The organism is Microbacterium sp. AG157 (genome assembly GCF_003385695.1).
GTDB lineage: Bacteria > Actinomycetota > Actinomycetes > Actinomycetales > Microbacteriaceae > Microbacterium > Microbacterium testaceum.
On record NZ_QRDK01000002.1, the window covers coordinates 417,031 to 439,338 of the forward strand.

20 protein-coding genes and 1 other RNA gene are annotated in these 22,308 nt (G+C 70.5%); 5 read left to right on the forward strand and 16 right to left on the reverse strand.

The window, feature by feature from the left end; all coding sequences use genetic code 11:
• Positions 1-22: 22 nt before the first annotated feature.
• From DEU35_RS07765 to DEU35_RS07780, 4 genes are read right to left on the reverse strand one after another with little or no spacing between them, the layout of a single operon-like run.
• Positions 23-1,180, reverse strand: a complete 1,158-nt coding sequence (locus DEU35_RS07765; RefSeq protein WP_220340843.1) for an N-acetylglucosamine-6-phosphate deacetylase — start codon at positions 1,178-1,180, stop codon at positions 23-25.
• Complete coding sequence (nagB, locus tag DEU35_RS07770; RefSeq protein ID WP_103206086.1) at positions 1,180-1,965, reverse strand: glucosamine-6-phosphate deaminase; 786 nt, start codon at positions 1,963-1,965, stop codon at positions 1,180-1,182. The genes DEU35_RS07765 and nagB overlap by 1 nt, the downstream gene beginning before the upstream one ends.
• A 49-nt stretch (positions 1,966-2,014) precedes the next feature.
• Positions 2,015-3,580 carry a PTS transporter subunit EIIC gene (locus tag DEU35_RS07775; protein ID WP_116239144.1) on the reverse strand — a complete coding sequence of 522 codons (1,566 nt, stop codon included), beginning with the start codon at positions 3,578-3,580 and terminating at the stop codon, positions 2,015-2,017.
• A 29-nt stretch (positions 3,581-3,609) separates the two neighbouring features.
• Positions 3,610-4,059, reverse strand: a complete 450-nt coding sequence (locus DEU35_RS07780; protein WP_103206084.1) for a PTS glucose transporter subunit IIA — start codon at positions 4,057-4,059, stop codon at positions 3,610-3,612.
• A gap of 168 nt (positions 4,060-4,227) precedes the next feature.
• On the opposite strand from DEU35_RS07780, the gene DEU35_RS07785 reads away from it, so the two are divergent.
• Positions 4,228-4,977, forward strand: a complete 750-nt coding sequence (locus DEU35_RS07785) for a GntR family transcriptional regulator (RefSeq protein ID WP_103206083.1) — start codon at positions 4,228-4,230, stop codon at positions 4,975-4,977.
• Between the two features lie 11 nt (positions 4,978-4,988).
• Here DEU35_RS07785 and DEU35_RS07790 read toward each other — a convergent pair whose 3' ends face one another.
• The 3 genes from DEU35_RS07790 to DEU35_RS07800 are packed head-to-tail and all read right to left on the reverse strand — an operon-like array spanning position 4,989 to position 9,179.
• Entirely contained in the window at positions 4,989-6,221 is a 1,233-nt protein-coding gene (locus tag DEU35_RS07790; RefSeq protein WP_116239145.1) for an acetate/propionate family kinase, read from the reverse strand.
• On the reverse strand, positions 6,218-8,362 hold the full coding sequence (gene pta / locus DEU35_RS07795) for a phosphate acetyltransferase (protein ID WP_103206081.1): 2,145 nt from the start codon (positions 8,360-8,362) through the stop codon (positions 6,218-6,220). The genes DEU35_RS07790 and pta overlap by 4 nt, the downstream gene beginning before the upstream one ends.
• A gap of 58 nt (positions 8,363-8,420) precedes the next feature.
• On the reverse strand, positions 8,421-9,179 hold the full coding sequence (locus DEU35_RS07800; RefSeq protein ID WP_116239146.1) for a DeoR/GlpR family DNA-binding transcription regulator: 759 nt from the start codon (positions 9,177-9,179) through the stop codon (positions 8,421-8,423).
• 41 nt (positions 9,180-9,220) lie between these two features.
• Here DEU35_RS07800 and DEU35_RS07805 point away from each other — a divergent pair, with 41 nt between their 5' ends.
• Positions 9,221-9,889: an NUDIX domain-containing protein gene (locus tag DEU35_RS07805; protein ID WP_103206079.1), complete on the forward strand. Its 669-nt coding sequence runs from the start codon at positions 9,221-9,223 to the stop codon at positions 9,887-9,889.
• Between the two features lie 25 nt (positions 9,890-9,914).
• Here the strand turns inward: DEU35_RS07805 and ffs are convergent.
• The 3 genes from ffs to DEU35_RS07820 all read right to left on the reverse strand — a co-directional run bounded on the left by ffs (position 9,915) and on the right by DEU35_RS07820 (position 12,222).
• Positions 9,915-10,011, reverse strand: an RNA gene (ffs, locus tag DEU35_RS07810) — signal recognition particle sRNA small type.
• A gap of 20 nt (positions 10,012-10,031) precedes the next feature.
• A complete protein-coding gene (locus DEU35_RS07815; protein WP_218026331.1) occupies positions 10,032-10,688 on the reverse strand; it encodes a helix-turn-helix domain-containing protein in 657 nt (218 codons plus the stop codon).
• Between the two features lie 34 nt (positions 10,689-10,722).
• Positions 10,723-12,222: an APC family permease gene (locus tag DEU35_RS07820; protein WP_116239148.1), complete on the reverse strand. Its 1,500-nt coding sequence runs from the start codon at positions 12,220-12,222 to the stop codon at positions 10,723-10,725.
• Between the two features lie 213 nt (positions 12,223-12,435).
• Between DEU35_RS07820 and DEU35_RS07825 the strand changes: the two genes are divergently transcribed.
• From DEU35_RS07825 to DEU35_RS07835, 3 genes are all read left to right on the forward strand, one after another.
• Positions 12,436-13,911 (forward strand): APC family permease, encoded by a 1,476-nt coding sequence (locus tag DEU35_RS07825; RefSeq protein ID WP_103206076.1) that lies wholly within the window; start codon positions 12,436-12,438, stop codon positions 13,909-13,911.
• Between the two features lie 80 nt (positions 13,912-13,991).
• Positions 13,992-15,998: a primary-amine oxidase gene (locus tag DEU35_RS07830; RefSeq protein WP_116239149.1), complete on the forward strand. Its 2,007-nt coding sequence runs from the start codon at positions 13,992-13,994 to the stop codon at positions 15,996-15,998.
• Between the two features lie 4 nt (positions 15,999-16,002).
• Positions 16,003-16,497, forward strand: a complete 495-nt coding sequence (locus DEU35_RS07835) for a hypothetical protein (protein ID WP_116239150.1) — start codon at positions 16,003-16,005, stop codon at positions 16,495-16,497.
• On the opposite strand, the gene DEU35_RS07840 is transcribed toward DEU35_RS07835, so the two are convergent.
• From DEU35_RS07840 to DEU35_RS07865, 6 genes are all read right to left on the reverse strand, one after another.
• Positions 16,475-16,852, reverse strand: a complete 378-nt coding sequence (locus DEU35_RS07840; RefSeq protein ID WP_116239151.1) for a hypothetical protein — start codon at positions 16,850-16,852, stop codon at positions 16,475-16,477. The genes DEU35_RS07835 and DEU35_RS07840 overlap by 23 nt on opposite strands.
• A 162-nt stretch (positions 16,853-17,014) precedes the next feature.
• Positions 17,015-18,082: an ABC transporter ATP-binding protein gene (locus DEU35_RS07845; protein ID WP_103206072.1), complete on the reverse strand. Its 1,068-nt coding sequence runs from the start codon at positions 18,080-18,082 to the stop codon at positions 17,015-17,017.
• Positions 18,079-18,891 (reverse strand): ABC transporter permease, encoded by an 813-nt coding sequence (locus DEU35_RS07850; protein WP_103206433.1) that lies wholly within the window; start codon positions 18,889-18,891, stop codon positions 18,079-18,081. The genes DEU35_RS07845 and DEU35_RS07850 overlap by 4 nt, the downstream gene beginning before the upstream one ends.
• A complete protein-coding gene (locus tag DEU35_RS07855; RefSeq protein ID WP_116239152.1) occupies positions 18,888-19,808 on the reverse strand; it encodes an ABC transporter permease subunit in 921 nt (306 codons plus the stop codon). Before DEU35_RS07855 ends, DEU35_RS07850 begins: the two co-directional genes overlap by 4 nt.
• 7 nt (positions 19,809-19,815) lie before the next feature.
• Entirely contained in the window at positions 19,816-20,991 is a 1,176-nt protein-coding gene (locus DEU35_RS07860; RefSeq protein WP_116239358.1) for an ABC transporter substrate-binding protein, read from the reverse strand.
• A 45-nt stretch (positions 20,992-21,036) separates the two neighbouring features.
• On the reverse strand, positions 21,037-22,176 hold the full coding sequence (locus DEU35_RS07865) for a TIGR03364 family FAD-dependent oxidoreductase (protein WP_116239153.1): 1,140 nt from the start codon (positions 22,174-22,176) through the stop codon (positions 21,037-21,039).
• Positions 22,177-22,308 lie beyond the last annotated feature (132 nt).

A 22,308-nucleotide genomic window follows, 5' to 3' on the forward strand; every position in this document is an offset into this window, starting at 1 on the left:
TGGCGAGGGCGGGCGGAAGGCCTCAGCGGACTGTCGCCGACAGGGCGCGTCCGCCGATCCATACGGAGGACGGATGCCAGTCGGCATCCCACTGCACGAGATCCGCGAGCGATCCCTCGGCGAGGTGGCCGATGTCGGTGCGTCCGAGGGAGCGCGCGGCGTTCTCGGTGCAGGCCGACAGCACGGCGGCGGGGTCCAGTCCCGCGGCGATCATGCGACGGACGCCCTCGTCGAGGACGATGCCCGCACCGGCGATCGTGCCATCGCGGCGGCGGCCGAGTCCCCTCGCGTCGTTGGCCACGGGTTGTCCGCCGAAGTCGCACCACCGGTCGGCGCCGAGTCCCGCCGTGACGATGGCATCGGTGACCGCCACCGTGCGACGACCGGCCGAGGCGAGCACGAGCGAGACGACGCTCGGATCGAGGTGCTGGCCGTCGACGATGGTGCCGACGAAGAACCGATCGTCGGACAGCACCGCGCCGGGAACGCCCGGCTCGCGCGGCTTGAGGGGTCGCTGGGCGTTGAAGACGTGCGTGGTCATGGTCGCGCCCGCGTCTGCGGCGGCGTGCACCTGCGCGGCGGTGGCGTCGCTGTGGCCGACCGCCACGACATAGCCCTCTCCGCTCAAGCGGCGGACCGCGTCGAGCGCGCCGGGGAGCTCGGGCGCGAGCGTGATCGTGCGCAGGGCGTCTCGGGCGGCGGGGCGCGCCAGCAGGGTGTCGAGATGCGCGGGCTCGGGTGCGAGCATGCACGCGGCGCGATGGGCACCCTTGCGGGCGGGAGAGAGGAAGGGCCCCTCGAGATGGGCCCCGAGGATGCGCGCGACCGGCTCACCGGCGAACTCCGTGCGCGCGCGACCGACGCGTTCGAGAGCGCCGATCATGTCGGGCAGGGGCGCCGTGATGACGGTCGGCTCGACACCTGTGACGCCGCGGGCCGCGAGACCGGCGAGAAGACTCCGCCAGCCCGCGTCGTCGGCCGCTGCCACATCGACGCCGAACGAGCCGTTGACCTGGAGATCCAGCATCCCCGCCGTGAGGACGCCGTCGACGATGTCGTGATCGACGTCCTCGCCCCCCGTCGCCGGACGGATGCGGGCGATCCGCCCCGCGGCGACATCGACGACGATCGGCCCCACGAACGATCCGCCCACGAGGGCGCGGGCGGCACGCAGGCGCATCACAGCCCCTGCCCCGCCGGCTTGCCGGCGTAGGTCGTGCGGTAGTACTCGGCGAAGGCGAGCTGGCTCGCGGCGTCGTCGTCCACCACCACCGTGGCGTGCGGATGCAGCTGCAGCACCGAGGCGGGCCACCGCGACGACAGCGGCCCCTCCACGGCTTCGCGCACGGCCTGCGCCTTGCCCCGCCCGAAGCCCAGCATGATCGCGTGACGGCTGTCGAGGATGGTCGCGAGACCCTGCGTCAGGCAGTGGGTGGGCACCTGATCGATGTCGCCGTCGAAGAAGCGGGCGTTGTCCTGACGTGTGCGGGGCGTCAGAGTCTTCAGACGCGTCCGACTGGCCAGGCTCGACATGGGCATGTTGAAGGCGAGGTGCCCGTCGGAGCCGATGCCGAGGATCTGCAGATCGATTCCGCCCGCCGCGCGGATCCGCTGCTCGTACGCGGGACCGGCGTCGAGCGGCGCGACGTCGAGATCGCCCGGGCCGACGATCGCGTCGGCGGCGAAGTCGACGTGCTGCTCCAGCTCGCCGCGGATGAACTCGCGGTAGCGCTCCGGATGTCCGGCCGCAAGACCGACGTACTCGTCGAGCAGGAACGCCCGCGCTCGAGCGAAGCTCAGCCCCTCCTCGCGATGGCGGCGGATGAGCTCGCGGTACAGGGGCAGGGGCGTCGATCCCGTGGCGAGACCGAGCACCGCCGAAGGGGTGTCGCGCAGGAGCACCGAGTAGGCATCGGCGGCCACGCGAGCGGCCTCCTCGGGGGTGGAGACGACGACGACCTCCATCACAGCCCCTCTCTCGCTCGGGCGCCGAGGAATCGGCATCCGCTCTGCATCACAGCACCTCGAGGATGTCGTTCTTGAGCATCTCGGCGCGAGGGCCGAAGACGGCCTGCACATTGTCGCCGACCTCGAGCACGCCCGCGGCGCCGAGCTGTTTCAAGCGTGCGTGGTCGACCAGCCCGCGATCGGCCACCTCCATGCGCAAGCGGGTGATGCAGGCGTCGACGTGCACGAGGTTCTCGCGCCCGCCGAAGGCCGCGATGAGCTGCTCGGCCGTGGAGCCTTCGGCGACGGCGGTCGTCGTGGTCGCGGCGGTGGCCTGTGCGCTCGGCGACGTCCCCTCCGCGGGGGCGGCCGTCTCGGCGACCACCGCGGGAGCGTCATCGGTCGGCGCGGAGAGATCCTCGCGGCCCGGGGTCCGCAGGTTCCATCTCTTGATCACCAGGCGGAACAGCAGGTAGTACACGCCGAAGTAGACGACGCCCATGATCACGAGCAGCCAGACGTTGTTCGCCGCGGGGGCGGTTCCGTACAGGAGCAGATCGAACAGGCCGGCCGAGAACGAGAAGCCGAGGTGGATGTCGAGGAGATAGGCGACGGCGAGTGAGATGCCCGTGAGCACGGCGTGCACGACGTACAGCGGGAACGCGGCGAACATGAACGCGAACTCGAGCGGTTCGGTAACCCCGGTCAGGAAGGCGGTGAGCCCCGCGGCACCGAGGATGCCGATCGCGGCCTTGCGCTGAGCGGGGTTGGCGAGGTGGATCATCGCCAGCGCCGCGGCCGGCAGGCCGAACATCAGCACCGGGTAGAACCCCGAAGTCAGGGCGCCGGCGGTGGGGTCGCCGGCGGCGAACCGGGTGAGCTCGCCCGTCACGACGCTGCCGTCTCCCTTCGTGTACGAGCCCTGCAGGAACCACACGTACGAGTTGAGGATGTGGTGCAGGCCCAGAGGGATCAGCATGCGGTTGGTGAAGCCGTACACGAAAGCGCCGATCGCCCCGGTGCCGCCGATGAAGGCGCCGAGGCCCGTGAGGCCCGTGTCGAAGATCGGGTAGAAGTAGCTGAGCCCGAAGCCGACGACGAGGCTGACGAGCGAGACGACGATCGGCACGAAGCGACGTCCCCCGAAGAAGCCCAGGTAGGACGGCAGTTGGATCGTGTGGTAGCGGTCGAACAGCCAGGCGGTGAGCAGTCCGATCACGATGCCGCCGAACACGCTGTAGTTGATCTGTACCTGCTCGCCCGCCGCGGTCGTCTGCCCGGCGAGCACGACCGGCGACATGGCCTTGAAGACGTTGGCGAGAACGAGGTAGCCGACGACCGCCGAGAGTGCGGTCGAGCCGTCGGCCTTCTTCGCGAAGCCGATCGCCACGCCGACGGCGAACAGCAGCGCGAGGTTGTCGAAGAGCGCGCCGCCGGCGGCGCTCATCGCCTGGAAGAAGGGTCCGATGACCGGCAGGTCGATCTGGCCCAGAAGGTCGGGCTGACCGAGACGGAGCAGGATGCCGGCCGCCGGCAGAACGGCGATGGGCAGCATCAGGCTCTTGCCGAGCCGCTGCATGTGGGCGAAGCCCGGGATGCCGCGACGGCGAGTGGCGGGGGTGGGAGCGCTCATGGGGTCTCTCTCGACGGTGACGGAGCGGATCAGATGGACAGGAGCGGGGCGCCGGGAAGGATCGCGGCCCCCTCGGAGGGAAGGACGGCGATCTCGTCGGCGGAGCGTTCGAGGACCACGACGGGGACGATGCTCGACAGGCCCGCGGCCCGGATCGCGGGCACGTCGAAGGCGATGACGGGGGCGCCGGCCTCGACACGGTCCCCCTTCGCCGCGAAGGCGGTGAACCCCTCCCCCTTCAGCTGGACGGTGTCGAGTCCGAGGTGTACGAGCACGGCGAGACCGTCGTCGGCGACGACGACGAAGGCGTGCGGGAAGACCTGCAGGAGGGTGCCGGCGAGGGGGGCGACCGCGTCGACGACCTCGGCGGGCGGGTCGATCGCCACGCCGGGGCCCATGGCTCCCTGCGCGAACAGCCGATCGGGGACCGCCGACAGGGGCAGAACGGTCCCCACGAGCGGGGACAGGATGTCGGGCACGGGCACTCCTCGGTGAGACGGCGGGTCAGCGGTACGCACCACCCGAGACGCCTAGGCTGGTAGGGAACGACCTTCCGCCGCACGATCCGCCCACTGGCTCGGACTGGTACGTACCAGTGAAGCTAATGGCCTGGGGCGACCGTGTCAACATCGAAAGCCGACGCCGCCATGCCCCGTCTCCGCGATGCCGACAGCCCGCCCGCCGCAATCACCCCCGGGCCGGTCCCCAAGCACGCGCAGGTGCGCGCGATCCTCCTCGCCGACATCGGCAGCACCTGGCCCGCTCACGCGGCGATCCCCTCGGAACGAGAACTCTCGACGCGACTGGCGGTGAGCCGTGCGACCGTACGTGAGGCACTGCGCCAGCTGATCGAGGAGCAGAAGCTCTACACCGTCCAGGGAAAGGGCACCTTCGTCGCGGGTGGGCGCGTGCAGTCGCAGTTGCACCTCGCCTCGTTCACAGAGGACATGCGCCGCCGGGGGATGGTCGCCACCACCCTGGTGCGCCGCGCCGAGCGCGCGACGCCGCCCCTCGACGTTCGCGCCGCCCTCGGCCTCGACGAGGGCGAGCAGGCCTGGTCGATCGAGCGGCTCCGCCTGGCCAACGGCATCCCGATGGCCCTCGAGCTCGGCTGGTACTCGCCGCGCGTGGCCGCGGACCTCGGCGAGCGTGACCTCAGCACCTCGCTCTACGGGGTGCTGGCCGAGCGGTACGGGGTGCGCATCGACGCCGCCGAGCAGACGGTGTGGGCCGAGACCGTCGACGACGGTGTGGCGACGGCCCTCGACGTCTCAGCCGGGTCGCCCGTGCTCGTGTTCCGCCGCACCTCGCGTGCCAGCGGCACCCCGGTCGAGCACGTCACGTCGTGGTACCGCGGCGACCGCTACCAGGTGCACATGGCCCTGGCCGGCACCTGATCACGGCGGCGTCAGGCCGTGACCGACAGCGTCTGCCGAGCGATCTCGAGCTCTTCGTCGGTGGGGACGACCAGCACCTCGACACGCGACGAGTCGGTGGAGATGCGCCGGATGCCGCGCTCTCGCGAGGCGTTGCGATCGGGATCGATCTCGACGCCCGCGAAGCCGAGGGTCGCCATGGCCTCCTCGCGGACGCGGATCGAATTCTCCCCCACCCCCGCGGTGAACGAGATGACGTCGACACCGTCGAGCTGCGCCAGATAGGCACCCGCGTAGGCGCGCAGACGGTGGATGTAGACGTCGAAGGCCAGCTGAGCGGCCGGGTCGCCGGCATCCCTCCGCTCCCCGATGTCGCGCATGTCGGACACCCCGGCCAGGCCCAGCAGACCCGAGCGCTTGTTGAGCAGCGTGTCGAGGTCGGCGATGGACAGGTCGGCACGGCGGGCGAGCTGCAGCAGCACCGCGGGGTCGAGGTCACCCGAGCGCGTGCCCATGACCAGCCCCTCGAGAGGCGTGAGTCCCATCGACGTGTCGATCGAGCGCCCCCCTTCGATCGCGGCGGCCGAGGCGCCGTTGCCGAGGTGGAAGACGATCTGCTTGAGCTCGCCGAGCGGGCGACCGACGAAGGCGGCCGCGGCCTCGCTGACGAACTTGTGGCTCGTGCCGTGGAAGCCGTAACGACGGATGCGGTGGGCCTCGGCGATCTCGCGGTCGATCGCGTAGGTGTACGCCTCGGGAGCGAGGGACTGATGGAACGCGGTATCGAAGACGGCGACGTGCGGGACGCCGGGGAAGGCCTTCTTGGCCGCGACGATACCGGCGAGGTTCGCCGGGTTGTGCAGGGGAGCCAGCACCGAGAGCTCGTCGATGTTGATCTCGACGAGAGGCGTCACGACGGTGGGGGCGAAGAAGCGCGCTCCGCCGTGCACGACGCGATGGCCGACGGCCACGGGCGGGTACTCGTCGAGAGAGGGTCCGTGCGCGGCGAAGGCGTCGAGCATGACGGCGAACCCGGCCGTGTGGTCGGGGATCTCCCGCTCGATGGTGGTGGTGACGTCGGTCACCGTGGGGGCGGGCTCGCCCTCGACGCCGAACGACGCTGCCCTCACCGTGTGTTTCGCGACGCCAACGCCGTCACCGATGCGCTCGACCAGGCCCGAGGCGAGGACCTCTTCGCGGCCCATGTCGAGCAACTGGTACTTGAACGACGACGAACCGCTGTTGACGACGAGGACGACGCTCACGAGGTGCCCCCCTGGGCCTGGATCGCGGTGATGGCGATGGTGTTGACGATGTCGTCGACGAGAGCGCCGCGCGACAGGTCGTTGATCGGTTTGTTGAGCCCCTGCAGCACGGGGCCGATCGCGACGGCACCGGCCGAGCGCTGCACGGCCTTGTACGTGTTGTTGCCGGTGTTCAGGTCGGGGAAGACGAACACCGTCGCGCGTCCCGCGACCTCGGAGTCGGGCATCTTGGCCCGCGCCACGGCCGCGTCGGCGGCGGCGTCGTACTGGATGGGTCCCTCCACCAGCAGCTCAGGCGCCCGCTCGCGCACGAGGGCGGTCGCGGTGCGCACCTTCTCGACGTCGGCGCCCGTACCGGACTCCCCCGTCGAATACGACAGCATCGCCACACGCGGCGCGATGCCGAACTGCTCGGCGGTCGCGGCCGACGACACAGCGATGTCGGCGAGCTGCTCGCTGGTGGGGTCGGGGATGACGGCGCAGTCGCCGTAGACGAGGACGCGGTCGGCGAGAGCCATGAGGAACACGCTCGAGACGACCGAGACGCCGGGGGCGGTCTTGATGATCTCGAACGCGGGACGGATGGTGTGGGCCGTGGTGTGCGCGGCACCCGAGACCATCCCGTCGGCCAGCCCCAGGTGCACCATGAGCGTGCCGAAGTACGACACGTCGGTCACGGTGTCGGCGGCCTGCGCGTAGGTGACGCCCTTGTGGGCACGGAGCCGGGCGTACTCGGTGGCGAACTTGTCGACGTGCACGGCGTCGAAGGGGCTCAGCACCTCGGCGTCGCGGATGTCGATGCCGAGCTCGATCGCACGCCCGCGCACCTCGATCGGCTCGCCGAGGATCGTGAGATCGGCGATGCCGCGCGAGAGCACGGTGGCGGCGGCGCGCAGCACGCGGTCGTCGCTGCCCTCGGGCAGCACGATACGGCGACGGTCACTGCGGGCGCGGTCGACGAGGCCGTACTCGAACATGAGCGGGGTGACCACGCTCGGGCGCGCGACACCCAGCTCGCGCGTGAGCAGCTCGGTGTCGATGTGGCGCTCGAACATCGCCAGCGCCGTGTCGTAGCGGTGCTGCGAGTCGGCGGCGAGGCGGCCCCGGGTGTTCATGATGCGCACGGCCGTGTCATAGGTGCCGAGGTCGGTCGCGATGATCGGCAGGGGCGAGCCGAGCCCGTCGATCAGGCGCACGATCGCATCGGGCAGTTCGAACCCGCCGTTGAGCACGATGCCCGCGAGCGAGGGGAAGGTTCCCGAGGCGTTGGCGAGGAGGGCGGCGAGAAGCACCTCGCTGCGGTCGGCCGGGATGACCACGACCGCCGACTCCTTCAGACGCGGAAGCACGTTGACCATCGACATACCGGCCACGACGACGTCGAGGACCTCGCGCGTGAGCAGCGCCGGGTCGCCCTTGATCAGCTCTCCCTCGACCGAACGGAGCACGCCGCGCACCGAGGGCGCGATGAGGAAACGGTCTTCGGGCAGGGCCCAGACGGGAACGCTCCGGTGCTCGGCGGGGGCACCCACGGGAACGGTGTCGACCACCTGGCGGACGGATGCCACGATCTCGTCGAGGTGGTCGGGATCGGCGCGGTTCGCGATCACCGCGAAGAGCGCTGCGCGCTCGTGCTGGAGCTCGGCCACCGCGAGCGAGGCGATCTGGCCGACCTCTTGCGGGGTGCGGGCGACCGACATGCCGAGCGTCTCACTGTGGCCCTGCTGGGCGCGGCCTCCGAGCACGAGGAGCACGGGGGCACCGAGGTTGGCGGCGATCCGGGCGTTGTACGCCAGCTCGGCGGGGCTTCCGACGTCGGTGTAGTCGCTGCCGATGATGACGACGGCGTCGCACTGCGCCTCGACGGCCTTGTAGCGCTCGACGATCCGCGCCAGGGCGGCATCGGCGTCGTCGCGGACGTCGTCGTAGGTGACGCCGACGCAGTCGTCGTAGTCGAGGTCGACGCTGTCGTGGTCGAGCAGCATCTCGAGCACATAGTCGCGTTCCGCGGTGGAGCGCGCGATGGGGCGGAACACGCCGACGCGCGGAGTGACGCGGCTGAGCGCGTCGAGGACGCCGAGGGCCACCGAGGACTTGCCCGAATGACCTTCGGCCGACGTGATGTAGATGCTCTGCGTCACGCGTCCAGCCTATTGCGGGCCTCCGACACCGTTCCGGGGTTGCTTCGGTGTCGAGTGATCAGGTCGACGAGGAGATCAGGCGTGCTCCCGCCGCCCCCAGTTCCCGTGCGAGCACGGTCTCGGGCCCGAGGTCGGCGATGATCCCGGTCACCCCGTCGAGCGGCAGGATGCCGAAGCGCGAGGCCGCGCCGAGCTTCTCCTCGCTCGCGAGGGCGAACGTCTCGGCCGCGCGGGCGGCGAGCGCTCTCTTCATCGCCGCCTCCTCGGCATCCCCCGTCGAAAGGCCCGTTTCGGGATGCACGCCCGTCACCCCCAGGAAGAAGAGGTCGGCGCGAAGGTTCTGCGCCGCCTCCATCGCCGCGGCCCCGCATGCCACGGCGGAGTGCTTGAAGATGCGCCCGCCCAGGACGATGACCTCCGCGTCGTGGTGCAGCAGCGCGGCGGCGATCGTCGGAGAGTGCGTGATGACGGTCCCGGAGAACGACCGCGGGAGCGCGTCGACCATCGCGAGAGTCGTGGTGCCGCCGTCCAGCAGCACGGTGGCGCCCGGCTCGATCAGGCCCACCGCCATCGCGGCGACCCGCGCCTTGCTCGAGCGAGCGACCTCGACGCGCGCGGAGTAATCGACGACGGCCGGCGATGCCGGAAGGGCGCCGCCGTAGACGCGGACCGCGAGGCCCGCGGCATCCAGTTCTCGAAGATCTCGGCGGATGCTGTCCTCGGAGAGTCCCAGCTCGACGGCGATGTCTTTCACGACGAGACGCCCGTCGCGGCGCAGCCGGTCGAGTAGGGCGTCTTTACGGGCGGCGGCGAGCATGGTTCACATTGTTGCATGTTTCTGCACTATCGTTCCGAATCATGAACGATGCACGCCCCGGCACCACCGTGCCCGATCACCGCGGCCGCACCGGCCTGCACCTCACCGGTCGCGACCTCGACCGCAACCCGCGAGTAGAGGTCACCGATGTCGATCTCCTCGCGGCCGGCTGGCACGTGCTGCGGGCGACGACGTTCCGCTACCGCGGCGACGACGGCGAGTGGACGACGCTCACGCGCGAGACCTACGACCGCGGCAACGGCGCGACGATCCTGCTCTACGACGCTGCACGGCGGACCGTGCTGCTGACCCGGCAGTTCCGCTACCCGGTCTACGTCAACGACCACCCCGACGGCATGCTGATCGAGACCGCCGCGGGACTGCTCGACGACGACGATCCCGTCACCGCGATCCGACGCGAGGCCGAAGAAGAGACCGGCGTGCGGGTCGCCGAGGTGGAGCACGTCTTCGACGCGTTCATGAGCCCGGGCTCTGTGACCGAGAGGCTGCACTTCTTCGCCGCGGCGTACGACGGGGCCGAGCGGGAGGGCGACCGCGGTGGTCTCGCCGAAGAGGATGAAGAGATCGAGATCCTCGAGTACGACATCGACGTCGCCCTCTCGAAGATCCGCGACGGATCGATCCAGGATGCCAAGACCATCATGCTGCTGCAGTGGGCGGTGCTCGACGGGCCCTTCGCCCGCCGGTGACCTGCCGGCGGCCTCGTCAGGGCAAAGAAAAGACCCTCCGCGCACCCGATAGAGCCTGGTTACCCTTGCTACGTTTCCGTCCTGGGGGAGTTGGCCGGGATACCGCCACGCGGAGAGCCGTGTACAGCCTACCCGATGCGCGTCACACCATCAGCGGGGCGAGGGCGTCGGCCGCCGGGCGGAGGACCGACAGGACATCGTCGGGATCGTCCACCCGGTGCCTCGGCCCGGAGAACGCCACGGCACCCGCCGCGAGACCGCTCGCGTCGACGATCGGCACCGCGAGACAGCCGGACGCCGCGATCACCTCTCCGCTCTGGCGTGTCGCACCCCACCGCGCGAAGTCGTCCCGAGCCCGATCGAGTTCCGGCGTCCCCCGCTCGCCCTGAGACACCAGCATGAGCCGGCCGAGCGCGGAGCGGGCGGGTTCGCGCGCGAGACGCGCCTCGTCGGACAGGGGGAAGTCGGGATCGGCATCGACCACGGCGATCCGCCCGTCGACGAAGAGCGCCACGTGCACTCCCCCGCGCACGCTCCGACGCGCCTCGGCGAGCACCGCTCGGGCAGCCGACGACAGGCGTGCCGGCGGAGCGATCACCGCGGCCAGCTGCGCGACCTTCGCGCCCAGGGCGAACCCCGCCAGGTCCGGCGTACGGACGAGGTATTCGTCCTCGACGAGGAGGTTGACGAGACGGTACGTCGTCGCGCGCGGCAGGCCGAGCTCGGCCGACAGACGCTGGGCGCTCACCCCGGCACCGAGCTGAGCCACGGCCTCGAGGACCGCGAGTGCGGAGTGCACGGCGCCGGGCTGTCGCGCTCCGAGCGCCGGCTGCTCACGCATCGCCCGGATGCCGCGTCGACACCACTCCCCCGAGCACCTGCGCCGCGACCGGCTCGTCGTACACCCCCAGCGCCCTCGGCCCGTGGCGCCGGCGGAGGACGGCGATGACCGCGGTGGACACGACGGCGAGCACCCCGACGACCGCGACGACCGCTCCTCCCTCGACCGCGTCGTCAACGAAGAACAACACGAGGGCCGCAGCGAGGGCCAGCGCCGAGACCCCGGCGACCACCGTGACGCCGATCGTGGATTCCCCGATGCGGCGGAGGAAGACGGGCGCGGCCACGCAGACGAGGATGTAGGCGACGATGTATCCCGCAGCGCCCACCCCGATGGTGACGTGCATCGCGTCGCGGGTGTCGATCCCCGCGACGATGACGAGCACCGGCACGGCCATGATGATCGGCAGCGCCCATCCGACGGCCGCGGCGGGGGTGCCGAAGCGCCGATGCGCCCGACCGACCGCGGTCGGAAGCACCCCGTCACGGCTCAGCGCGAACAGCACCCGGACGAGCGCGGTGGTCGTGCCGATCGTGCAGGCGAGGAACGACGCCGCGATGCCGAGATCGGCGACGACCCCCCACCCGCCGAGGCCGTATGCCTCGGCGAGCTCGTTGACCGGCGAAGCGCTCGTCGAGAGGTCGGACCCGAGGGCGTCGAACCCGGCCACCTGGGTCACCGCCGCCAGGGCGTAGAGCAGACCGGACAGCACAACGGTGCCGGTGATCGCGCGCGGGACGTTGCGCAGCGGCGACACCGACTCGACGCCGAGGGTGGCGGCGGACTCGAACCCGACGAACGCCGTCAGGGCGATCACCGCCCCCGCCGCGAACGCGGTCGGATCGAGGTGCGCCACACCGACTCCCGCGACGGCGGCGAGGTCGATCGGCCCGATCTTCACCAGGAGCACGATCAGGAGGACCACGATCAGCGCGACCGACAGTGTCTCGACGACGAGTGCCGCGCGAGCGGAGATGCGGATGCCGCGGACGAGCACGAACGCGACGAGGACGCCCTGCCCCACGACGAACAGGGCGGTGACCAGCGCCCGATCGATCGACGGCCAGAGCCCCGCCGTGAGATAGGTGGCGTAGTACGCACCGCCGAGCAGCGCGAACATCGCGACAGCGCCGTACCCCGTGAGGATCGCGACGCCCGCCGCGAGACCCGCCCGCGTGCCGAGACCGCGAGCGGTGTAGGTGTACACGGCGCCTGTGGCGGCGAAGCGGCGGGCGAACTGCGAGACCGTCCGGGCCACCCCGAGGCTCAGGATCGCCGCGACCACGATGGCGGCGACCGTCGCGTGAGGGGCGACCCCCGCCACCAGCAGGACGACCGTCGTCGCCGCCGCTGCCGGGGCGACCGCCGCGATGGACTGGGCGGCGAGGTCGATGATGCCGATCCGACGTCGCTCGAGCCCGTGCAGCGGCGAACGGTCGCCGAAACCGGCGACGGGGTCGGGGCGCTCGATGGCGCGGGCAAGTGCGTTCACAGGGTCTCCGATGGGTGCTGTCGACCGTACGCGCCGGGCGTTGCACCCCCGCGAACCGCGTGTTTCGTGCGCGTGACCCCGAGTGAGACACCCCTCGAGCGCCGTCTCACTCGGCGAGGCCACACCTTCACGACGAGAACACGGCCCGGCAACGGCGCCGGAGGAACCTCGACTCACGACCGCGTACCCCACCCGAATCCCGGAGGAATCGAAATGACCCAACTCGAATCGAAGGGAGCGGCGACGTCGGCGAAGCGGACGTTGCGGGGCTCCCTCGGTGTGACGGCCATCGTCTTCATGGTGGTCGCCGCTGCGTCGCCGCTGACCGTCGTCGGCGGCGCGGGGCCTCTCGGCATCCTGATCGGCAACGGTGTCGGCTACCCGGCGCTGTACGCCGTCAGCGCGGTGATCCTGCTCCTTTTCGCCGTGGGTCTCTCGGCCATGACGCGGCACGTCCCCCGCCCGGGCGCCTTCTTCACCTACATCGGCTACGGGCTGGGACGCCCCTCCGGACTGGCGGCGGCGTGGACCGCGATCCTGACCTACACGACCATCCAGGTCGCGGTGTACGGCTACGTCGGGTACCTCCTCGAGATCACCGTCGTCTCGCTGGGCGGGCCGGATCTTCCGTGGTGGCTGTACGCACTGGCCACCGTCGCGCTGGTCGGTGTGCTGGGCTACCGCCACATCGACCTCTCCAGCAAGGTGCTGGGCGTCCTGCTCATCGCGGAGGTGGCGATCGTGCTCGTCCTCGTCGGCGCGGTGGTCCTCGACGGGGGTCCCGAGGGACTGAGCCTCGCCCCCTTCGAGCCGGCGAACATCGCCAGCGGCTCGCCCGGGGTGGGCCTCATGTTCGCGATCGCCGCGTTCATCGGGTTCGAGGCCACCGCGATCTTCCGGGACGAGGCGCGCGACCCCGACCGCACGATCCCGCGGGCGACGTACGGTGCCGTCATCGGCATCGGCGTCTTCTACACGCTGTCGACGTGGGGGCTCGTGATGGCCTGGGGTCCGAGCGGCGTGCTCGCCGCCGCCGCCGAGAACCCCGCGACGCTGATGCTCCGTACCGTCGCGATCTACCTCGGCGCGGTCGGCGAGGTCATCGTCAACGTCCTCCTGCTGACGTCGATGTTCGCGTGCGTGCTGTCGTTCCACAACGTGCTGACGCGCTACCAGCACGCGATGTCGAGCGCCGGCGTGCTCCCCGAGTCGGTGTCAGGCGTGCACGCGCGGCACCTCTCCCCGCACGTGTCGTCGATCGTGCAGACCGCGACCGCCGGTGTCCTCCTCGCGGCCTTCGCCCTGCTCGGACTCGATCCGCTCCTGCAGGTCTTCACCTGGCTCTCGGGCGTCGCCACCGTCGCCATCGTCGTCTTGATGGCGGTGACCTCCGTCGCGGTGATCGTGTACTTCACCCGGAACCGCCAGGACCGGCGCCCGTGGAACACGGTGATCGCGCCGGCACTGGGTTTCGTCGGTCTCGCGGTCTCGGCCGTGGTGATCGTCGCCTACTTCCCCGTGATGGTCGGAGACGTCGACGCCGACGGGGCGCCCACGTTCGGTGTGGTGACGTGGGCCTTGCTCGCGCTCGTGATCATCGTGCCCGCTTTCGGTTACCTGCAGGCGGCCTGGATCCGCCGCCGCCGCCCCGCCGCCTACGCCAAGCTCACCGACGCCATCGCCGGTTGACCCCGGGTGCCGCGGCCTCACCGCCGCGGCATCCGTTCCCGCCCGTCCGTTCCACCCCCGTTGCACCCGAGAGAGACATCATGACGCTCACCGACCCGACCTCGACCGCCTTCGTCGCCCCCGCGACGCCGGCCCATCCCCTGGCATCCCTCTCCCCCGCCGAGATCACCGCCGTGCACGCCATCGTCGCCGGCTTCGACGGCATCGATGAGGCCAGCCGCTTCGCCTACGTCGGCCTGGAAGAGGCACCGAAAGGCGACGTGCTCGCGTGGGAGCGGGGCGAGGGCGGCTTTCCCGAGCGCCGCGCCCGCGTGCAACTGCTGAACCTGCGCACGGCGCACTCGCTCGACGTGGTCGTATCGCTCGCCACGGGCACGGTGCTGCGCCAGACCGAGCTCGACGGCTCAGATGGACAGCTGCCGATCCTCGACGCCGAGTTCGAAGAGGTCGGGATCATCGCGAACGAGAGCGCCGAGTGGATCGCCGCCCTCGCCGCGCGGGGTCTCACGACCGCCGACGTCGTGCTCGTGCCCCTGTCGGCCGGGCACTACGGGTATGAGAACGAGGTGGGGCGGCGGGTGCTCCGCACCTTCGCGTTCCGTCAGGACCACCCCGCCGACCACCCGTGGGCGCACCCCGTCGACGGCCTGACCGCCTACATCGACGTCGCCGCACGACGCATCATCGACATCGTCGACACCCCCGGGTTCACGGTTCCCGAGGAGCACGGCAACTTTGACGACCCCGAGCTGCAGGGCCCGCCGCTGGAGGGTCTCAAGCCCATCGTCATCACCCAGCCCGAGGGGTCGAGCTTCAGCGTCGACGGCGAGCGCGTCACGTGGGGCGAGTGGGACCTGCGCATCGGCTTCGACACGCGCGAGGGCCTGATCCTGCGCCAGCTGTCGTTCGCGGGGCGCCCCGTGATGTACCGCGGCTCGATCAGCGAGATGGTCGTGCCCTATGCCGATCCCGCGCCCAACCGCTTCTGGCAGAACTACTTCGACACGGGCGAGTACCTCTTCGGCCGCTACACGAACGAGCTCGAGCTCGGCTGCGACTGCGTGGGCGACATCACCTACGTCGACGCGGTGCTGGCGGACGAGAACGGGATGCCGCGCACCGTCCGCAACGCGGTGTGCATGCACGAGGAGGACTTCGGCACCCTGTGGAAGCACACCGACATCTTCACCGGGTCCAGCGAGGTGCGCCGTTCCCGGCGTCTCGTCATCTCGTTCTTCACCACCGTCGGCAACTACGACTACGGCTTCTACTGGTACCTCTATCTCGACGGCACCATCGAGTGCGAGGCCAAGCTCACCGGCATCCTCTTCACCTCCGCCTACCCGGGTGAGGGGTACCCCTACGCTTCCGAAGTCGCCCCCGGCCTCGGGGCGCCGTACCACCAGCACCTGTTCTCGGCGCGGCTGGACATGACGGTCGACGGCGTCGCCAACGTCGTCAACGAGATCGATGCCGTGCGCGTGCCCATCTCGATCGCGAACCCCGCCGGCAACGCCTTCATGAAGAGGGTCACGCCCATCACGAGCGAGAAGGTGTCGGGCCGCGTCGCCGACGGCGCGGTGAACCGGGTCTGGCAGATCGCCTCGACCGAGAAGACCACCGGGCGCGGACAGGCGACCTCGTACGTGCTCTTCCCCACCGAGACCCCGGTGCTGCTGGCCGACGACGACTCGTCGATCGCCGCGCGCGCGGCGTTCGCCACGAAGAACCTGTTCGTCACGAAGTACGACCCCGACGAGCGCTACGCCGCCGGCGACTTCGTGAACCAGCACCCGGGCGGGGCCGGCATCCCGGCCTTCATCGCGGGCGACGAGCCGCTCGTGGGCGAAGACGTCGTGCTGTGGCACACCTTCGGTCTCACGCACTTCCCGCGCAACGAGGACTGGCCCGTCATGCCCATGGACTACGCGAAGTTCACGCTCAAGCCGTACAACTTCTTCGAGCGGAACCCCGTCCTGAACGTCCCCGCCCCCGCGAACTCCCACTGCGCGCCCGCCGCGCACGGGGGTGCGCACGGGCATGGCCCGCACGGGGACGAGTCACCTGCGTCCGAATGCCATTGCTGAGGCGATGAGCGAGATCCTCCATGCTGCCGCGGTCGCTCCCGCCGCAATCGGCGCCTGCTGTCTGGCCGCCGATCGCGCGCGGGTGCGGCCGCCCGAGGTCATGGCATCCGTGCTCATGCTCCTGGCGATGCTGGATGCCGCCGTGTTCGGCGTGATCGCTCCGGTGGGGTGGACGGCGCTGTTACTGACGGCGGCCCTGGTGCTCGCGGTATGGCGTCGTCCGCGCCAGCGACGCTCCCGGCGGATCCCCGCGTTGATGACGCTGCACACGACGCTCGGCATGGTGGTGATGGCCGCTCTCTCACTCGGGATGGGCGGACACGGCCCCTCCCCCGCTCATGCTCACGGTGTCGCCCTGGCCCCGTTCCTGCTGGCCGTCGCGGTCGGGTACGCGGGACTGTCCGTCGCGGCAATCGGGCGGATGCCGGCACCGCTCGACCGTGCCCAGATCGGCACCATGGCGGCATCCGTCGTTCTCATGGCTGTGGCGGCGGTGTGACCCCGGGCATGGGGTCCGCGGTCACCGGAGGCGTCGACCGGAGTCCGCGAGGCAGAAGGAGCAGCACCCCAGGCAGGGCCGCCGCCACGATGATACCCGCACCGATCGCGAGGGACACGGCGTTCCCACCCGTGACCGGCTCGATCACCTCGCCGATCAGGCCCGCGAGCACGACGATCCCGGCGACGACGACGGCACCGGTGCCCCGGGCACCGCGCAGCACGAGGAACGCGTCGGCCACGAAGATCCCACCCACCATCAGGGAGAAGACGATCGTCGTCGTGACCCCGCGGAACACGAGGTACTCGTGGGTGTCGGCCCCCAGTCCCTGACCGGTCGCGAGGGCGACCGTCAAACCCTACGCCCAGCGCCGTAACCGCACCCCCGTAGAGGAACGAGAGCACCGCGGCGACGCGGACGGCCGGGGTGGTGCGCAGCGGCGCGGGGCGGCCGCGCCGTCGGGCGAGAGACGACATAGCCGGACGCTAGAGCGAGCGGCTAGGGATCCGCTGAACCCTCAGCGCGGTCGCACCACCACCGGGTGACCCGCGAACCGCAGCCGCACGGCGTCGTCGGGCTCACGCCGGTCGGAGGCGTCGTGCTGCACCGCGATGAGCGTGCCGTCGGCCGCGCGCACGACGGTACGCCGCAACGACCCGAGGAAACTCGATGCCACCACGATGGCATCCACTCCCTCGTCCCCACTCGTGAAGACGACATCCTCCGGACGGACGAACGCCTGCACGGGCCCCTCGACCGTCGTCCCGAGGACGGGCAGCACGTGACCATGCACCTCGACCTCGCCGCCGCGCGCCACACCGTCCAGCATGTTGCTCAGCCCGACGAAGTCGGCGACGAACGGAGAGACCGGCCGGCGGTACAGATCCTCCGGAGTGCCGATCTGCTCGATGACTCCGTCGTTCATCACGGCGACACGGTCGGCGACGGCGAGCGCCTCCTCTTGATCGTGCGTGACGAACACGGTGGTGATACCCAGATCGCGCTGCAGGCGGCGGATCTGCTCGCGCAACTGCACGCGCACCTTCGCGTCGAGCGCCGACAGCGGCTCGTCGAGCAGCAGCACCCGCGGACGGGTGACGAGCGCGCGAGCGAGGGCGACGCGCTGCTGCTGACCGCCCGACAGCTGGTGCGCGTAGCGGCCGCCGCGGTCGCCGAGACCGACCATCTCGAGCACCTCGCGCGCGCGTGCGGCGCGGCGGGCCGCGTCGACGCGCCGCATCCGCAGCCCGAACTCGACGTTCTGCTGAACCGTCATGTGCGGGAACAGCGAGTATGACTGGAACACCATGCCGATGTCGCGGCGGTTCACGGGTACGCCCGACACGTCCTGCTCATCGATGAGGATGCGTCCGGCGTCGATGCGGTCGAGCCCCGACAGGGCCCGCAGCAGCGTCGTCTTGCCGCAGCCCGAGGGCCCCAGCAGCGCGACGAACTCGCCCGGGCGGATGTCGAGACTCACCCCGCGCAGCGCGGTGTGGGATCCGAACGACTTCTCGATGCCGACGAGCGAGACGGCGGTGCCGGCGAAGGTCAACGGGCCGGTCACGGGGGCGGGAACGGTCATGAGGCACTCCTGGAGGGACGGAACGAACCGAGCCGGCCGATCAGCAGCAGCAGCACGAACACCATCGCCAGGGCCGCGAGCGAGAAGATCGCCGAGACGTAGGGGTCGGTCTGCTGCAGCAGGAACAGCGCGGTCTGAAAAGTGGTGCGGCTGAGGAATGCCGCGATCGTGTACTCGCCGAGCACGACGGCCACGGTGAGCAGACAGGCCGACAGGATGCCGCGACGCAGGTTCGGCAGCACGACGCGCCACACCACCTGCACGCCGTTGGCGCCCAACGACCGCGCCGCCTCGCTGAGCACGACGATGTCGAGGGCGGCGATGTTCGCCTGGATCGGACGGTACGCGTACGGCAGCACGATGACGCCGACGGCGAAGGCGAGAGTCCACGGCGCGCTGCCGAGGGCGCCCGAGACCACCTTGTAGACGGGCACGAACCCGACGACCAGTACCACCGTCGGGACGGTGAGCGGCAGCAGGCAGACGACCTCGATCGCGCGTCGCACGCGGGGGTAGCGCAGCTCGACGAGCACGAGGGTCGGCACGAGCAGCAGCAACACGATTGCGACCGTGACCACGGCGATGCCGAGCGAGTTGACGAGACCCATGAACAGGCCGTCGTAGGTGAGCTCCTGCGTCGGGTCGACGATCGCGAGGTAGTGATCGAGCGTCAGACCGCCCGAGCGTCCCGGCATCCGGAATGTGAACAGCAGCAGCGCGAGCAGGGGCAGGGCGAAGGCGATGGCGGCGATCGCGAGGATGACTCCCCCGGCGACCTTCCCGAGGCCGGCGGTGACGGGCCGGCTCATCGTCGCCACCGCCGGGCGCGACGCTCGAGCAGCGAGTACACGGCCATCACGGCGGCCATCACGACCACCATGCCGAGGGCGAGCACACCCGCGGTGTTGGCGACGCCGACGATCGTCTCGCTCGTCAGCTGCTGCTTGATCGCGAGGGCGACGAGACCGCCCTGGTCGATCAGGGCCGCGGCCGTCGCGAACGACGAGAAGGCGCCGGCGAACACGAGGATCGTCGATCCCCAGAACGCGGGGGCGAGGAGGGGCATCGCGATGCGGGTCCAGTACACCCACCGCGACGCGCCGAGCGTCGCCGCCGCCTCGGCCCACTGCTGCTGCAGACCTTCGAGCGCGGGAAGGAAGGTGAGCACCATCAGTGGCACCGAGAAGTAGACGTAGGGGAAGACGAGGCCGCCCACCTGATAGAGCAGCGGGCCGTCCGACGACAGGGTGTTGATGTCGAGACCGAAAGTCTGCTGCAGCCAGAGCGTCGCGGCGCCCTGCACGCCCATGAGCGCGATAAAGGCGAAGGCCAACATGATGCCGCCGAACTGCGCGAGCGTGCTGGCCGCGGAGTCGACGATCGAGCGCACCCAGCCGTCTGGAGGCATGCTCGACAGTGCGAGACAGAGGATCGCCCCGAGCACCGCCGAGACGACGGCCACGACGGCCGACAGCCAGAGGGAGTTCACGAAGGCCGTCATGATGGCGGGGCTGGCCAGCGCGGCGAAGTTGCCGAGAGTGAACGCGCCCTTCGCCGTGAAGAACCCGCTCGCGATGGCGACGACCGTCGGAACGGCCAGGAAGAGAGCGACGTAGACCGCGAACGGCGCGAACCCCCACCAGCCCGCACTCCGGCGCCGGAGGGGGCCGGCGCCGGAGGCGGTGGGGGCGGCCGTCGCGATCCGAGAGGAGGAGGCGACGGTCATGCGGGGATCAGCCGATCGCCGACGACCATGAGGCGGCGAGCACCTTCGCCGCAGCCGCGGCCTGGTCGCTCGTGAACTGCACGAAGTTCTTCGGGGGCTCGCCCACCGACTGCAGCACCGACTGGTCGACGGTGTTGTTCGCGATCATCGCCTGCAGCGTGGACGGGTAGGCACCCGAGGCGAGGAACAGGTTCTGCACTTCCGGGCTGTAGAGGTACTCCTCCCACAGTCGCGCAGCCGCGGGGTGCGGGGCGTCGACGTTGATGGCCTGGTTGTAGTAGCTGCCCAGGGCGACACCGGGAAGCACGAGGGTCTTCCAGTTGGGGTTTCCGGTCGAGCCGCCATCGGGTCCCCACGCGAGGTTGTTGTAGCTCCACTGGATGACCACGGGGGTCTCGCCCGACGACACCGTCGCCTGGGTCGGCAGCACCGAGAGGAAGTTGCCGGCCTGTTTGAGCTTCGAGAAGAACTGCACACCGGGCGTGATGTCGTCGGCGGTACCGCCGCTCTGCAGGGTCGCCCAGTAGACGGCGCTCGCGGCCTCGTTGGCCTGGGTCGGGTCGCCCTTGATGGCGACCTTGCCCTGGTACTGCGAGCCGAGCAGGTCGTTGATCGACGTGGGCGGGGTGGTGATGACCGACGAGTCGTACCCGATCGACATCAGGCCCGTGTAGTCGTAGAACCACGTGCCGTTGGGGTCCTTGAAATCGTCGGGGATGTCGGCCCAGTTCGACACCTTGTAGGGCGCGAGCAGGTCGAGGTTCTGGCGCAGCACCGCGGTGCCCAGGTCGAACACGTCGGGCGCGGTGTCCTGACCCTTCTGCGCCTTCGCCGCGGCGACCTCGTCGGCGCTGGAGCCGTTGGGGTTCTGCGAGTCGATGGTGATGCCGGGGTACTTCTTCTGGAAGCCCGCGATGATCTTTCCGTAGTTCGCCCACGACGGGGGCAGCGTGATGACGTTGAGCTTGCCCTCGGCGTTGGCGGCGGCGACGAGCGCGTCCATGCCGCCGAAGTCGGCGGCGCTGGTCGCCTTCTGCTTCTGCTCGAGGGTCATGCTCGAGGCGGCCGCGTCCGACGACGTGCCGGCGCAAGCGGTGAGTGAGCCCGCGAACGCCACGGCGATCGCGGCGAGAGCGGTCACGCGGACGATACGACGGGATCGCGAGCGGTGAGTGGAACGCATCATAGGGGTGGTCCTTTCGGGTCAGGCGGATCGGAAGGGAGGGGGTCAGGGGATCAGGCCGCGCTGCGCGAGCACGTCGCGCGCGAACCCGAAGGCGGTGGTCATGCCGATGCCGCTCGTGACCGAGGCGACGACCACGTCGGCCCGCGGGGAGGCGTGCAGATAAGGGCCCTGGGCGCTGGCCGCGTACACGCCGCGCCAGCGTCGCCGCACGACGAGGTCGTCGACGCCGAACAGGCCGCAGAAGCGGTCGAGCAGCAACGCGTCGAGCGCCTCGTCGTCGAACGGGTCGAGCGTGCGCTCGTAATGGTGGGTGTCGCCGATCACGACGCGGCCGTCGGGGCGCTGGGTGCACATGAGGTTCACCGTGTGCGTCAGCATGTCGGGATCGAGGGATGCCAGCTCGGCCCGCACCGTGTCGGCGGCGGCGGTCTCGGCGAAACCGCCGTAGCGCAGCAGCGAGCTGCCCGTGAAGACGCCCGGGTCGATTCGCACGCCCCGCGGCGGGTCGATCTCCATCATGCGTAGGCGGCAGCGACGCACCTCGCCGTCGCTGGCGAGCACGGGGAAGAGCCGGTCGACGTCGTGCCCCACGCAGACGATGACGGTGTCGGCGACGTACGATCCGTGGGTCGTGCGCACCCCGTCGACGACGTCGACGACGTTCTCACCGAAACGGAACACCACACCCAGCCGCGCGAGATGCGCCGTCAATGCGGGAACGGCCGCGGGCGAGTCGACGCGCAGATCCCGCGGCATGAGGGCACCGCCGACGAGTCCCGGCACCGCCCAGCCGAGCCGGTCGGCGGTCTCGTCGGCGCCGAGGACGCGCACCTCGTCGCGGTCGCGTCCTGAGGCGAACTCGTCGAGCACGGCCATCTCGGCGACGCTGCGCGCGGCGACGACGGTGCCGTGGGCGGACACCGCGAGCCCCGCTTCCGCACCGGCACGCACCCAGGTCTCTCGCGCCACGACGGCGTACTCGCGCGCGCGGCCCGATTGCGCGGTGGTGCAGATGTGCCCGAAGTTGCGCACGCTCGCGCCGACGGCGCGGTCGTCGCGGTCCACGACGACGACCGAGAGCCCCGCGCGCACGGCGTGCCAGGCGTGGGCCAGACCGACGATGCCCGCGCCGACGACGACGACGTCGGCGCGCAGCGGAGCCGGACTCGAGTGGGAGTGCATGGGGTCGAGTCTCGGCTCTCATCGCACCGGAGTTCGACCGGTATCGCGACTTGTCATGCAATGTTCACCGCCGCCCCTCCTCTTATATATGCGCGCCAGGATCGGTGAACGGCGAGCGAACACAACCTATGT

Bases quoted from the DNA above. Each gene is read 5' to 3' on its own strand.
- DEU35_RS07765 (WP_220340843.1), bottom strand. From the start codon at position 1,180: ATGCGCCTGCGTGCCGCCCGCGCCCTCGTGGGCGGATCGTTCGTGGGG.
- nagB (WP_103206086.1), bottom strand. From the start codon at position 1,965: ATGGAGGTCGTCGTCGTCTCCACCCCCGAGGAGGCCGCTCGCGTGGCC.
- DEU35_RS07775 (WP_116239144.1), bottom strand. From the start codon at position 3,580: ATGAGCGCTCCCACCCCCGCCACTCGCCGTCGCGGCATCCCGGGCTTC.
- DEU35_RS07785 (WP_103206083.1), top strand. From the start codon at position 4,228: ATGCCCCGTCTCCGCGATGCCGACAGCCCGCCCGCCGCAATCACCCCC.
- DEU35_RS07800 (WP_116239146.1), bottom strand. From the start codon at position 9,179: ATGCTCGCCGCCGCCCGTAAAGACGCCCTACTCGACCGGCTGCGCCGC.
- DEU35_RS07805 (WP_103206079.1), top strand. From the start codon at position 9,221: ATGAACGATGCACGCCCCGGCACCACCGTGCCCGATCACCGCGGCCGC.
- DEU35_RS07825 (WP_103206076.1), top strand. From the start codon at position 12,436: ATGACCCAACTCGAATCGAAGGGAGCGGCGACGTCGGCGAAGCGGACG.
- DEU35_RS07830 (WP_116239149.1), top strand. From the start codon at position 13,992: ATGACGCTCACCGACCCGACCTCGACCGCCTTCGTCGCCCCCGCGACG.
- DEU35_RS07835 (WP_116239150.1), top strand. From the start codon at position 16,003: ATGAGCGAGATCCTCCATGCTGCCGCGGTCGCTCCCGCCGCAATCGGC.
- DEU35_RS07845 (WP_103206072.1), bottom strand. From the start codon at position 18,082: ATGACCGTTCCCGCCCCCGTGACCGGCCCGTTGACCTTCGCCGGCACC.
- DEU35_RS07850 (WP_103206433.1), bottom strand. From the start codon at position 18,891: ATGAGCCGGCCCGTCACCGCCGGCCTCGGGAAGGTCGCCGGGGGAGTC.
- DEU35_RS07855 (WP_116239152.1), bottom strand. From the start codon at position 19,808: ATGACCGTCGCCTCCTCCTCTCGGATCGCGACGGCCGCCCCCACCGCC.
- DEU35_RS07860 (WP_116239358.1), bottom strand. From the start codon at position 20,991: ATGCGTTCCACTCACCGCTCGCGATCCCGTCGTATCGTCCGCGTGACC.
- DEU35_RS07865 (WP_116239153.1), bottom strand. From the start codon at position 22,176: ATGCACTCCCACTCGAGTCCGGCTCCGCTGCGCGCCGACGTCGTCGTC.